We start from the raw sequence: 12,837 nt of genomic DNA, 5'->3' as shown, positions 1-12,837 counted from the left end.
GGGGGAAGTCAGCAGCGGCCGCGCGATGGTTGCGGAGGCTCGGGCAGGGAGCAGGGTATGGAGGGCCCGCAGAGAATTCAAAATTCAAGGACTGAGCCCACCGACTTTTCCTAATAAAGCAAGCGTTGACAAAAGCGCGTCATTAGAAGCGGTTTACTTAAATCATGCCTTCCGACCCTCATCTCATGGAAAAATTGTTTCTCGGATTTACCAGACCCGTGTGGTACAATAACGAGGATCCAAATTGGAAATATAATAGCCGTGGGTCCGCTGTCATCATCAGTAAACGATCCCGGCTATACGCTTTGACATCGGCGCATGCATCCATTCTGAACGGCTATAAACCCCATCAAATGATGTTTCCATACGAATCGGGCTCTCATCAATTTTTACCGATTGAAAATATATCAACAATTGAAACAGGAGAAGAAGACACGGATCATGTCGACGTGATATTATCCACCGTTTCAAGAGATTTTAATATAGAAGAAGTCAGCCAAGATAGCTATTTTGATTTATCGTGGAATATCGCGCAAAGATGCACAGATCACACCAAATATTTCGTCGCTGGGTACCCCAATGAACTTAATAATGTAGATTACGAGATGCACAAGCGGTTCAAGCTGGCACCGTAATTCCTCTTCGACTCCGCACGCTTGACAGATTTCTTGGGGTCGATGAATATGAATTCTTGAATAATGGAGACTTGGAAAGTTTCCAAGGTTTCAGTGGAGCCGGAATATTTTCTATCACACCTACACAATCTGGCAGAGGAAATATTCGGTGGGAGGGGCTTTTTGTAAAAGGAACAGTTCAAAGCATGCTCGGGTTCGCAATTAAATCGAGCTTTATAGAACACTACATTGAAGAGATCGAAGCAGCGAGAGGGATCGATAAGTGATTAAATAATCAATCTCCGAAGATTATCGAAGAAACTACTTGACAAATCCGCAATTTCGGGTAATTATCTCGGGTGCCATTCGTGGTAATGCGGCCAAGCTCTGGGGGTCAGAGCATTTTCTCTTAGCAGGAGAAAAAGGTGAAGGTTCGACTCCTTCGGTGCGCTCCTTATGTTCAAACCAATAAGAGTAGAAGTCGTTAGTCGTTGGGATTCTAAGTTCCAAGATTTTATCAGAGTCGCAACGTGCCTTCATCCAGATTGCAAACAGGAATATTTCTCATTTTCAAGAGCTAGCTGCGATCCTTGGGAGGAGCAAGAAATCATCGATAAGATGGTGGACCATATGAAAATTCATGAAGACACGAATTAAGATGGCAACATCAAATTTTAGCAGAAGCGTTGCGATTAGCAGAGGATAATCGGTGGAAGCTGTGAGGATTAAAAATATTGTTGATATCCTCCGCCTTGGAGGCCGATTTGCTTTCTAGGGGATCGGCTCCCGCTGGACTTTATACGGCCATTCGATCGATTGTGATAAAGCATAGCGCATGGGCTTAGAACGCGAACCGTTCTTGCCAAGCGAAACGATGACGGTCACTTATCCGTTTGGAATCTTTTATAAAGGGACAGGCATTTTAACGCCGGATAAACGGGAAATATGATTTGCGAGGGCTGAACCCATTCATCCACCTAGGATCACCTAGCAGTCAATAAGCCCCCGAATGTTGCAGACCTTCCTTTTCGCACATGGATCGGCCAATGCAGTTTGAAATCATCAGTAACTTCACGATGAGGATGGGTGATTCCTCCGGCACTGAAAACACTAAATTCGGGAGCTATCTGACTTGCTAGGCCGGGAAACCAATTATGTTTTGATCCATGGTGCATAACTTGGAAAACTCCTGTTTTTTCCATACGCTTCTTCTGGAGGAATTTTGTCAATCTGTCTACGCGGTTGATTGAATCCAGAAAACCGTCTCCAGAGTATAGAATACTACCCCTATCGCTGATCAAATAGGGTGGCATGAATTCCGTTTTCCAACGCGAATAAACAGGGCCAGAATATAGGAAAATGGAAATTTCGTTGCGTTTCCGGGAACTGCGAAATTTTTCTTCATAAACCTTCTTTAGTCTGCCTAAAGCGGCTTCCTTTTCATGTTTTTTGCAGGTAGAAAGAAGTATCGATCTCTCCGAAAGGACTTCTTTGTAGAATTCTTCCTCAAGGTCATGTTTCAGTTGATAATTGTAAGGTACAAACTCCCAAATACCGGGAACACGCACCCCTCCTCCTTCCTTAAGATGGCTCACTTTTGGGTAAGGTCGCCGTTGATTCCCATGTTGCTCGGACTCTTCTGAATCTGGTGGAGGTTGCCGTTCAAATCTGAGCGGAAGAGGGCCATCGCCCTCAAAGCTTCCTGCCTCGTCGTCTGGAAAATCGGGACCATTAGGCGGACTCGGAGGAATAAAAAGAATTTCTTCAATTCCAGGGCCACCTCGATCCGCAAGATAATCTACGGGGTTAGTGAAAAAGCCCATCAATTCGTCCCCTGGAGTTATTTTTTCTTCGAACGCAATGAGAATGCGTTTTGCCAGCGGTATGTATGGCAGTAACAAAAGGCGGACTTTTTTCGACTCGATCAGTCGACAGATGCCACTGATATGATCACGGTCAAAATGCGAAATGGTTAGAATGTCGATTGGGCTGCCGCGAAAACACCATCTTTGCAGATCGTGAATCCCTTCATTTACTAGCGACTGGGATGAGCTAGTTCCACAATCGTAAACCCAGTTCAGTCGTGTTCTCGGCCAAGGCTCCTTCTCTGAGCCCGGTGTAAAGCGCGCACCATTGAAGAATAAACTCCGTTTCCAAGGATAGTGTCTGTCAATAAATGTTTCGCTTTGCCAGTGCCATGGGCAGTTGCCCTGCCACGACCATGCACCCTGCCACCTTCGGTCAATTTGTCTTAACCAATCATGAGAGGGGTGAGGCTCGGGTGAAAAGAGCGAACCGCAAGAGAATAATCCCTGGCCAACGGGGAAAAATCGATAGGAAAACGCTGCTATATTCATGAATGATCATATTTTGTATCATCAGTCATTGGTCTGACATAGTGAAAATTTACCTAAAGCCCCATCAACTCGGGAAGATACATTGGAATCAATGCACGAGTAAGCTGTTCACCTCTTCCTGAAAGTAAATTGATCCAAGCTTCGGACATTGGTGCGAAATCGGTGGGATAATTGATTACCTTGTCGCGGGAGACAAGCCCGGTGGGCCGCCATGGCAGCGCGGAATCTTGTTGCCCGAGATATGGCATTGCAAACCCTCGAATCAGGCCTGCTTCTCGCATCCCGTAGAGGTGATGCATGGCGTTGTCTTGCACTCGACGATGAACAACGCCGAAGGCCCGTGAAACCCGCGAAACGAAACCCAACGGCACGCTATGTCCGGCCTCTTGGCCTTGGCCAGCATTGCACGCAATGATGTATTCACAAGGAAATGTGTGCAGGCTTACGCCGGGGTCGCGTCCCGGTTCCAATACTTGTAGCCCGAGGTTGTCGTAAACTCCGCCGTCAGTAAGAGAGACTCGCCGCGCCTGAACTTGGCCACCCTTATTGAAACGAAACGTTCGGTCGAACGCAGGGAGCATAATGGGATATGCCGCCGATGCAGCCACGGCGAAGGAAACGTCCACCGAGTTGCCTTCCATTTCGCCCAACCGCCAAGTGCCTGAGCGCTCATGCCCAAAGCGAAAAGCCGTCCCGGAGCGCAACTCGCAAGCGCCGATTACGATGGGAAGATCGCCTCGCCGCGGTGCCCCTAAGTCTAGCGAAGGAAACAACTCGCGGTGCAACACCCGTTCAAACGCGTCGGTCCGCGAGCGGAACCGCCTAATGGGAGGTTCGCGGCGACCAAATAGCTTCGCGCAATCCTGCGCGTGCGATAGAAAAAACGCCGCCAGTCCAGGCACCAGATTGTGCGGCTTCAGCGACTCGAGCAAAATCTTCCGGTGAAACCCGATCCGCAAAAATCCCCGAATGTCGGTCTCGAACTCGGCAAATGACTTGTTGGGCGAGTAAGCGTAGTAGGCTCCGATGACCGAGCCGCCAGAGATCGTGGATAGAGCGCCTATCTTCTCCAGCACACCAAGGTCGTTTAGGGCGCGGAGGCAACCGAGATGGAAGGCCATTGCGCGGGAACCGCCGCCAGAAAGCGCCAAGCCGATCATAGGATTCGCTCCTTCAGTGGAAAATGGTTCCCCATGCAGCTCAAGGTCTGAAGGGTGCCTTGATTCAGCTCACGAACGAAAACGAAAGCTCCGAGCACGTCCTGAGTGAGCGTCCGCCCCAAGATCAAAAGCAAGTTCTTGGTCGGCGACGTCGGTCCGGTAGAGAGGATCTGTGCCATGCCTTCATAGTCTATCTCACTGGGCATCGGGCGGGAAACTGGATGCGTATGCCACATCCCGAGATACTGGACTGCTCCCCGAGTGTGCTTTTGGCGGGCCGTGTTTTCGGCGGTGGTTCCCTCTTGCCCGCAAACGAAGAGTTCGGGTGAATGTTGGCTGTCTTCGGGAGGGCCGGATGCATCCGAGATCCACACGACTTGCGAGGCGTCATCCCACTCACCCCACAGCAGACCGCCCGTCTCAACGGTGCGCGAGCGCAGTCGCCGATTTTGTTCAATCCATCCGCGGATTTCCTTCAACACGCCGGGGGCCACCCTCAGTTCGTGATGGCCAGCCGAGATTACCACATCCGGCAGAAACTCGAAAAACGGAGACGGTTTAATCGACCCACCCGTCCGCGGCGCGGCGAACAATGTAGAGTGCTGAGTCGACGGTTTCGACTCGTTCAGCCATTGGGCGATAAGATTCAGCCCAATTGCTGCCATCGCAGCGGCATCGGCCGCGGATCCTTGAAAGGTGGGTTCAGAGCATCCAGGTTCGGGCTGAAACATTTTCGCCGAAGACGTTTCGGGGAAAAATGCATCGGCAAAATCCTTCCGCCCGCGACGTAACAGCTCGATCTTCGTTTTGCGAAAAACATCCCAGCTCGCCCCCGACGCGTCAGCGCCAGTGAATGTAACTAGCAGACGAGAGGAAGTAGCGTCCACCACCAGCGAGGCAAGAGGAACTCGCACGGAACGATTTCGGTTCCAAGCCTGCTCGGTTCGCTTGCGCACAACTTCGGAGGCCGTGGCGTCAACTATTAGATCGCACCCCGAGGACCAGTCAGCACCCGCCGCCAGCAGACGGTTCACATTTGAGCAGTGCTTCTCTACGACGAGATCCGACCGGATTGACTTCAGTTGGGCTTCAAGCGCATCCACTTTGAAGCTCCCCACATCGTCAGCTCGATAAGGCTGCCTCACGAGAAGACCTGGGGAAACTTGGCCATAGTCTGCTAGCACCAAGCGGCTCACCCCGGCGCGGCATAGCGCAAGCGCGATTGGAGCACCTAAGGCTCCGCAGCCCCAAATCGCGATCGCCCGTCCGCGCAGGCGAGCGAGCGATGAATCGGTGTCGCGGCGAACAGTCACTTCAGCCCGCGCTTCCATGATCTGGCACCACGTCAGATCAGCGGCTCGTAGGTGGTCATCGACCAGTTGGCGCACCTCGGCGCGTATGGAGGTCTGCTCCAGAGTGTCTTGCACCTTCGGCAACGTCAGCGCCAGCCCCTTCTTCACCGTTGAATTCAGAGACCAAACGGCTAGGTGCTGCTTGCGAGCACCCCCCGCTATCCCACGCATTGGGGTGCCGACTATTAAGAACAGGGGAGAGTCCGGCATTCCGTCGGAGGCCAAGACCGCGAGAAGCCGCAGTAGAAGATCGGAGGGCACGCCCTGTTTTTCGAACTCGCGGAAAAGTGCGTCACCTTTGTCTGGATATTCCCATGGCCACTCCGACTTAAACAACAACGCCAGCGCGAACTTGCCCTCCGCTGGCATCGCCTTCGGCGTATGCCAGCCGACAATTTCCAAACGATTGGGATACTCCCGCAGCTCTGCCACCCCGAGCCAGCAGGTTTCGCTAAAGCTCGGCGTATCGGCGTGAGGCACGACAAGCTTGCCTTTGGCATAGTCCACATAGACCGCAGGCGGGTGCAGCGGTTGGCCATCGGGATCGAGTTCATTCGCCGCCGCCTTCGACAACCAATCACACAAACGCTGAAGCAGTCCAAACATGCCATCGGAAGCGTTCCACTCGGTCGAGCTTTGATAAAGGCACAGGTACTTGGCCCATTGCACGTGTGGCATCCCGGCAAAGCGCAAGTGGTCGACGTAAACGTCGGGCTTGGTGAACGGGAAGTCCGGCGAGATGTAGAGCCGGAATTCCTCCCGTGCTCGCAATCGTACTCCGCTGGGAGCAGTTGCCAGTTTTCCAACACGGAGGCTCACCACCACGCGTAGTCGCGAATCTTCGTTCGCAGGCGGATGCACCGTCTCGATATCGAAAACTCCCGGCTGCTTCTGTGCGATAAGCTTGAGCTGCCAAAGAGCGCGCTGCTGCCCATCCGTCATGATACCCGCCCGAAGCCTACTTGCTGAGTCGGAGGTGCCATGGTGCCGCGGCTGCTCGCAACCGCCGATACAACGGAGGCGAGACCGGTTACGGCGGCAAGTCCCCGTTTGCTGAGCCCTTCGGCGGTCACTTCGAATACCACCGGTTTCGGATTGTCTTCGTCGGGGTGTTCGTGCGTGCAAATGAAATGCCCGGCATCGACGATCGCCTCGTATTTCTTGCGGGCTTTCCCATGCGGAGGATTGTGGCCTACCACGTCGGTGAAATCGGCATCCGCGCTAGCGATAATATAAGCATCATCCTTCCGGTATTTTTCGAAGAAGTCCATGATGTCGTGCTTGAATTTCTCCTCATCCTCACCGTCCTCCTGCCAGAACATTGCCTTCTTCGAGCAGTGGTGAGGGGCAATCATCACGTCCCACATGAGATACTGGGTGTTACCATATTCTTCATGCGCTTCAGTCGCCTCGAAAATCTGCTTCAGCGTCGGATACTCGCGGTCCCCGAAGAATAACGCTTCGCCCTGGCCATCGCCGTCGCTGAGACGCACGTGTAGGGAGAGGCTGGTGTTATTGCGGGTATCTTCCGCGTCTACCTTGAAGGGCGCGTGTACGAAAGCGTTGAAGCAGTCGGCCAAGTCCACTTCGTCCACAATAGTGATTGAAGTACCCGGATGCGACGTCCGTTCGGTTGGGAACGCTTTATACCTATCCTCGTTCAGAATATCGTCATGCCCGATAATGCGCACACGATCGCCCGCTTTTACATCGGTGGGATTGGCGATGACCGCCTTTCGCCGGCGATGCACTTCTTGATAGAACGCTTCAGCGTCGTCGCAGAGGTCATTGTCATCCACCCAGTCGCGAATGATCCGGGGTGTGTGCCAAATTTCGCCAATCGTGACCTGCTTCAGAAGCTCTTGGAATCCGAGGATGTGGTCCTTGTCCGGGTGGGTGAGCGCAAAGAGCGACAAATAGGGTCTGCCGTTTTTCTTGGGCAAGAGTCTAACCAATTCGTCGACGACCGCCCACGCAGGATCATCGGACCCATCCGCCTTTGCCAAGTGGTGAAGGTCGAGTTGCATCACCACGCCTGGCTTGATGACGATGGTAGTGCTGTCGCCAGTGCAGACCGGCCAAAATACAAAACCGCGCGTGGGTAACTTGAACTGTTCGCTCATAATAATTTAGAGAACTGGAGAGGTTAAACAGAGGCGCGATCGAATCCGGATAGAAGGCAAAACCGCCTGGACTACTGGCAGGCTTCGCAAGTCCCGCCGTTCATCATGGCTTCGATGGAGCAGGCGTTCTTTTCTTCGGCGGTGTAGGTTTTGCCGCCTGTGGCGGCGGCCATGCCTCCGCGGACCTCTTTTTTGACGTCGATGGTGGCTTTCTCGATGTTGGAGGCTTGGAGGGTGCGGAGGTAGTAGGTGGTCTTGAGGCCCTTGTCCCAGGCGCGGCGGTACATGTGGGAGAGGGTCTTCATGTCCGGGGTGGCGAGGAAGAGGTTCACGCTCTGGCTCTGGTCGATCCACTTCTGGCGGCGGGCGGCGGCGTCGACGATGTATTCGTGGCCGATGCCGAAGACGGTCTTGTGCTTGTGCTTGAGCGCCTCGGGGATGTCGTCGATGGAATCGAGTTCGCCGTCGAAGTACTTGAGCTGATCGAGCATTTCCTGGCCCCAGAGGCCGGCCTTCTTGAGGTCCTTCACGAGCTCGGCATTCAGGACGATGAAGTCGCCGCTGAGATTGCTCTTCACGTAGAGGTTCTTGTAGTTCGGCTCGATGCAGGGGGTGGTGCCGACGATATTCGAGATCGTCGCGGTCGGGGCGATGGCGAGGACGTTCGAGTTCCGCATGCCGTGCTTGGCGATCTTTTCGCGGACGACGGACCAATCCATCTTGCCGCCGCGGGGGACATCGATCTTGCGGCCACGCTCGTCCTCGAGGAGGTCGACGGTGTCCTGCGGGAGGAGGCCGCGGTCCCACTTGGAGCCCTTGTAGGAGGAGTAGGTGCCGACTTCGGCGGCGAGGTCGCTGGAAGCGCTGTAGGCGTAGTAGGCGATGGCTTCCATGAACTCGTCATTGAACTCGACGGCGGCGTCGGAGGCGAAGGCGAGGTTCCGCTTATAGAGGGCATTCTGGAGGCCCATGACGCCGAGGCCGATGGGGCGGTGGCGGCTATTGGCGGTGAGAGCGGCCTGGGTCGGGTAGAAGTTGATATCGATGACGTTGTCGAGGGCGCGGATGGCGACGGTGACGGTCTCCTTCAGCATCTCGTGGTCGATGGCACCGTCCCGGGTCATGTGGGTGTCGAGGATGACGGAGCCGAGATTGCAGACGGCGGTCTCTTCATCCGAGGTATTCAGCGTGATCTCGGTGCAGAGATTGCTGGAGTGGATGACGCCAACGTGGTCCTGCGGGGAGCGGACATTGCAAGGATCCTTGAAGGTGATCCATGGGTGGCCGGTCTCGAAGAGCATCTTCAGCATGCTCTTCCAGAGATCGATGGCGGGGAACTGGCGGGACCAGATCTTCCCTTCGAGCGCCATCTTCTCGTACTCGGTGTAGCGCTGCTCGAAGGCCTTGCCGTAGAGGTCGTGGAGGTCCGGGACTTCATTCGAGCGGAAGAGGGTCCAGACGCCGCGGTCCTCCATGCGCTTCATGAAGAGGTCCGGGATCCAGTTGGCCGTATTCATGTCGTGGCAACGGCGGCGCTCGTCGCCGGTGTTCTTGCGGAGCTCGAGGAAGTCCTCGATGTCATTGTGCCACGTTTCCAGATACGCGCAGCCGGAGCCGCGGCGCTTGCCGCCCTGATTCACGGCGACGAGCTGGTCATTGTGGAGCTTGAGGAAGGGGATGATGCCCTGGGACTCGCCATTGGTGCCCTGGATGTAGCCACCGGTGCCGCGGACGGAGGTCCACGAGCCACCGAGACCGCCGGCCCACTTTGAGAGGAAGGCATTCTCCGCGATGCCGCGGATCATGATGCTCTCGATGGAGTCGTCGACCTTGTAGAGGTAGCAGGAGGAGAGCTGCGAGTGGAGCGTGCCCGAGTTGAAGAGAGTCGGGGTGGAGGAGCAGAAGCGGCGGCCCTTGTAGAGATTGTAGAGGCGGATGGCCCAGCCCTCGCGGTCCTTTTCCTCTTTCTTGAAGAGGCCCATGGCGACGCGCATCCAGAAGAACTGCGGGGTTTCCAGGCGGCGTGGCTTGCTACCGGTCTTATCGACGATGAGGTAGCGGTCATACAGGGTCTGGATGCCGAGGTAGTCGAAGTCGAGGTCGGCGGTGGGGTCGAAGGCTTCGGCGAGCTTGTCGAGGTCATAGACATCGAGGAGCTCGGGGCTGAGGCGCTTGATGGCGACGCCGTGCTTCAGGTAGCTCTTGAAGGCGAGCTTGTGGGCTTGCTTGAGCTTGTGGATGCCATCGCGGGAGATGCTCCAGTCCAGCACTTCCTCATAGATGAAGGAGAGGAGGATGCGGCCGGCGAATTTCGCGAAATCGGCGTCCTTCTCGATCAGGGCCTTGGCATTGAGGATGATGGTGTTCTTGAGGTCCTTCTCGGAGATCTCCGAGCCGACGGAGCGGCGGAGCTCGCGCTCGATCTCGGCTTCATCGAGGCAGAGGTCGAGGCCGGTGGAGGCGTAGGCGATGCGTTTCTTGAGCTCGGTGCCGTCCCAGAAGGAGGCGCGGCCATCGTCGGTGGTGACGGTGACCATGAACTCCTGGTTCGGGTCCTCGGCGCTTTCCTCCTGCTCGATACGGAGGCGGGCGCGCTGGGCGCGGTAGAGGATGTAGTGCTCGGCGGCCTTGAAGCGGCCCTGGCGCATGAGTTCCTCCTGGACCATATCCTGAACGTCCTCGATGTGGACGAAGGATTGGTCACCGCGGCGGATGCGCTCGGTGACGGCCTTGGCGATATCGACGGCGGCCTCGGGGTTTTCCTTGATGGTGAGGAAGGCCTTGCGGACGGCGATCTCGATCTTGGTCTCGGACCATGGGACGACATTGCCGCTGCGGCGGATGAGGCGGACGGGCAGGGCGTGCGGGCTGGAGTGGACGTCGACGTGGCCGGTCTTCTCCATGGAGCGGCGGAAGGCGAGGGACTTCGCGACATCGTAGGCCTCGTTTTCAAGGAGGGCCTTTTCGATGAGGAGGTAGAGGTCGGCTTCCGAGAGGCGGAGGCGACCGCCTTCGTCGAGGGACTTGGTGAGGGAGTTCGCGACGGCGTGGGCGACGTCCGAGACGAACTTGCGGTTCACGTCCGAGAAGATGGACTTCTCGTCGGCCTGGCGGGAGATGAGGAGGTCGGCGAGGGATTCGCCGATCGCGTCCGCGACGTCTTCGAGGGAGAAGTGAGTGTCTTCGTTGCCGCGGGTGACGATGATGTCGGTGATCGGCTTGCGCCGTTCAACGGAAAGCACCTCGCGCCATGAGAAGGCGCGGTCGGTTGCTGGGATGGTGAAGCGGTCAGTGATGACCTGCTTCAGCAGGAGATCTTCGTCAGGATTAACGGCACGGTACATGGCGAGCTAAGGGTGGGAAAAGAGTTCGGAGAAGAGAGGCAGGGAGGTGTTTTTTGAGAGAGGCGGGAGTTTTATTAGCAAGCGGATGGAGCCCATTGGACAGATGGGCTCCATCGGAAAGTGTTAGAGCTCGTCGTCGTCGACGGAGCTGAGGGCGGAGGCCTTTTGGTACTCGGTGACGCGGCCTTCGAAGAAGTTGGTCTCCTTCTTGATGTCCATCATTTCGGCCAACCAGGGGAAGGGGTTGGTGACGGACTCATTGAGCGGGGCGAGGCCGCAGGAGGTGAGGCGGCGGTCGGCGATGTAGTCGATGTAGGTCTCGAAGTCGGCGGAGTTCAGGCCGAGGCCGGCGACGGGGAGGCAGTCGCGGATGAACTGCTTCTCGAGGCGGATGCCCTCGGCCATGGTGCCGCGGAGGTCTTCGCGGAAGTCCTCGGTCCAGATGTCGGGGTTTTCGTCGACGAGGTCCATGAGGAGATTGCGGAAGACCTCGATGTGGTTCGACTCATCGCGCAGGGTGTAGCGGAACATCTGGCCGATGCCCGGGAACTTATTCTGGCGGTAGAGGCTGAGGATCATGCCGAAGAGGCCGTAGAACTGGGTGCCTTCCATGACCTGGCCGAACATGAAGATGTTCTTGGCGAGTGCCTGCTTGTTCGCGGTGACGGTGAGGTCGATATCGCGGCGGAGGGCGCGGCTGTTGGAGACGACGAAGTGGTTCTTCGCGGTGATCGAGGGGACGTCCTCGAACATGGCCTCGCACTCGTGGGGATTCAGGCCGAGCGAGGAGAGCATGTAGACGAGGCTATCCGCGTGGATGTTTTCCTCATGGGCGTGGCGGCCGAGGACGAGCTTCAGCTCGGGGGCGGTGACGACCTCGCGGACGACGTGGAGGACATTGTCCCCGACGATGCCTTCGGCGGCGGAGAAGTAGCCGATGCCCATCTTGATGATCCACCGCTCGACGTCGCTGATTTCGTCCGAGCGCCACTGCTCGACATCCTTTTGCATGGTGATGTCCTCGGGCTCCCAGTGGTTGTTCTTCATCGTCTTGTACAGGTCGTACGCCCACTGGTACTTCAGCGGGAGGATGTTGAAGAACATGGTCTCGCGACCGTTGATGACCTTCTTGGCGGCGAAAGCCTGCTCGGCTTTTTCGCGGTCGAGGACGAAGGTGCGGGCTCCGAGAGTGATGGTGGTGGTGGCGGCGGACATTAGGAGGGCGACGGAACTGACGTTTTCAGGAAGCTTTCGGGTGATTTCCCGGCCTTTCCGGCTTGGCCGGCTGGCGCGGACACAGCGTTGCGGAGACTGCCCGAATCGAGAGCAAGGCTCAAGCCGATTCTGTCCATATAGTATCCACAAATTATTAACAATACTACCTGTGGTATGGTGATCGTTTTGGAGCAACCTTGACAATCGCACGGAAATCCATCAATGCCCGCAAAATGTGGGACTCGTGAAAGAGAGCCCGGGTTTTCTCCGGCGGGGCCTAGGTGTGCGAAATTTTTTGGTAAAAATCGCTTGCGGAGCGTTCTAAAAATTCCGGCGGGATGGGCTGAAATTTTTAGCGGAGCTGGCGGAGCGAGATGGCTCTAGGGAAGGCGTTGAAAATCTTACGGTGTTCCGAAGGAGGGGCGATGGGAGTCGCGGTTGATTGGGGTAGGAGGGAAAACCGCGAGGGGGAAAATCGGCAACGGCGTTGCAGGGTATTGGAGTTGAGGAGGAGATGGAGAGGGGTTTGAAACGGCCACGGGGGTGGTGAGGCTTGTGGAAGGAAAAATTTCGGCGGTGGATGAATGGATGGAGGAGAGCGGGGTGGGTGGGAGTTGGAGGATGAGGGCGGCAGTTGGGGGCCATTCGGGCGGAATGAATTGTCCGGAAGAA

The 12,837-nt window shown here is 56.0% G+C and carries 7 protein-coding genes and 1 tRNA gene; 2 read left to right on the top strand and 6 right to left on the bottom strand.

The window, feature by feature from the left end; genetic code table 11:
• Positions 1-185 precede the first annotated feature (185 nt).
• Positions 186-635, top strand: a complete 450-nt coding sequence (locus tag WKV53_RS10580; RefSeq protein WP_341404550.1) for a hypothetical protein — start codon at positions 186-188, stop codon at positions 633-635.
• Between the two features lie 355 nt (positions 636-990).
• Positions 991-1,066 (top strand) — tRNA-Ala (locus tag WKV53_RS10575).
• 531 nt (positions 1,067-1,597) lie between these two features.
• On the opposite strand, the gene WKV53_RS10570 is transcribed toward WKV53_RS10575, so the two are convergent.
• From WKV53_RS10570 to WKV53_RS10545, 6 genes are all read right to left on the bottom strand, one after another.
• Positions 1,598-2,971, bottom strand: a complete 1,374-nt coding sequence (locus WKV53_RS10570) for a ComEC/Rec2 family competence protein (protein WP_341404549.1) — start codon at positions 2,969-2,971, stop codon at positions 1,598-1,600.
• Positions 2,972-3,024: 53 nt separating this feature from the next.
• Positions 3,025-4,131: a patatin-like phospholipase family protein gene (locus WKV53_RS10565; RefSeq protein WP_341404548.1), complete on the bottom strand. Its 1,107-nt coding sequence runs from the start codon at positions 4,129-4,131 to the stop codon at positions 3,025-3,027.
• Complete coding sequence (cap2-3, locus tag WKV53_RS10560) at positions 4,128-6,425, bottom strand: anti-phage 6A-MBL system cap2_3 protein (protein ID WP_341404547.1); 2,298 nt, start codon at positions 6,423-6,425, stop codon at positions 4,128-4,130. Before cap2-3 ends, WKV53_RS10565 begins: the two co-directional genes overlap by 4 nt.
• Complete coding sequence (mblB, locus tag WKV53_RS10555; RefSeq protein ID WP_341404546.1) at positions 6,422-7,606, bottom strand: anti-phage 6A-MBL system MBL-fold protein; 1,185 nt, start codon at positions 7,604-7,606, stop codon at positions 6,422-6,424. The genes cap2-3 and mblB overlap by 4 nt, the downstream gene beginning before the upstream one ends.
• 71 nt (positions 7,607-7,677) lie before the next feature.
• Complete coding sequence (locus tag WKV53_RS10550; protein ID WP_341404545.1) at positions 7,678-10,950, bottom strand: ribonucleoside-diphosphate reductase subunit alpha; 3,273 nt, start codon at positions 10,948-10,950, stop codon at positions 7,678-7,680.
• A gap of 123 nt (positions 10,951-11,073) precedes the next feature.
• Positions 11,074-12,165, bottom strand: coding sequence for a ribonucleotide-diphosphate reductase subunit beta (locus WKV53_RS10545; RefSeq protein ID WP_341404544.1), 1,092 nt, complete (start codon positions 12,163-12,165; stop codon positions 11,074-11,076).
• Positions 12,166-12,837: the final 672 nt, after the last annotated feature.

The organism is Luteolibacter sp. Y139 (assembly GCF_038066715.1).
GTDB lineage: Bacteria > Verrucomicrobiota > Verrucomicrobiia > Verrucomicrobiales > Akkermansiaceae > Haloferula > Haloferula soli.
Note: the sequence above shows the minus strand (reverse complement) of the source record. Positions and strands in the feature narration are given on the sequence as shown.

What these genes read in the sequence shown, in the direction of transcription:
- WKV53_RS10580 (WP_341404550.1), top strand. Translation starts at nt 186, where the DNA reads ATGGAAAAATTGTTTCTCGGATTTACCAGACCCGTGTGGTACAATAAC.
- WKV53_RS10570 (WP_341404549.1), bottom strand. Translation starts at nt 2,971, where the DNA reads ATGAATATAGCAGCGTTTTCCTATCGATTTTTCCCCGTTGGCCAGGGA.
- WKV53_RS10565 (WP_341404548.1), bottom strand. Translation starts at nt 4,131, where the DNA reads ATGATCGGCTTGGCGCTTTCTGGCGGCGGTTCCCGCGCAATGGCCTTC.
- cap2-3 (WP_341404547.1), bottom strand. Translation starts at nt 6,425, where the DNA reads ATGACGGATGGGCAGCAGCGCGCTCTTTGGCAGCTCAAGCTTATCGCA.
- mblB (WP_341404546.1), bottom strand. Translation starts at nt 7,606, where the DNA reads ATGAGCGAACAGTTCAAGTTACCCACGCGCGGTTTTGTATTTTGGCCG.
- WKV53_RS10550 (WP_341404545.1), bottom strand. Translation starts at nt 10,950, where the DNA reads ATGTACCGTGCCGTTAATCCTGACGAAGATCTCCTGCTGAAGCAGGTC.
- WKV53_RS10545 (WP_341404544.1), bottom strand. Translation starts at nt 12,165, where the DNA reads ATGTCCGCCGCCACCACCACCATCACTCTCGGAGCCCGCACCTTCGTC.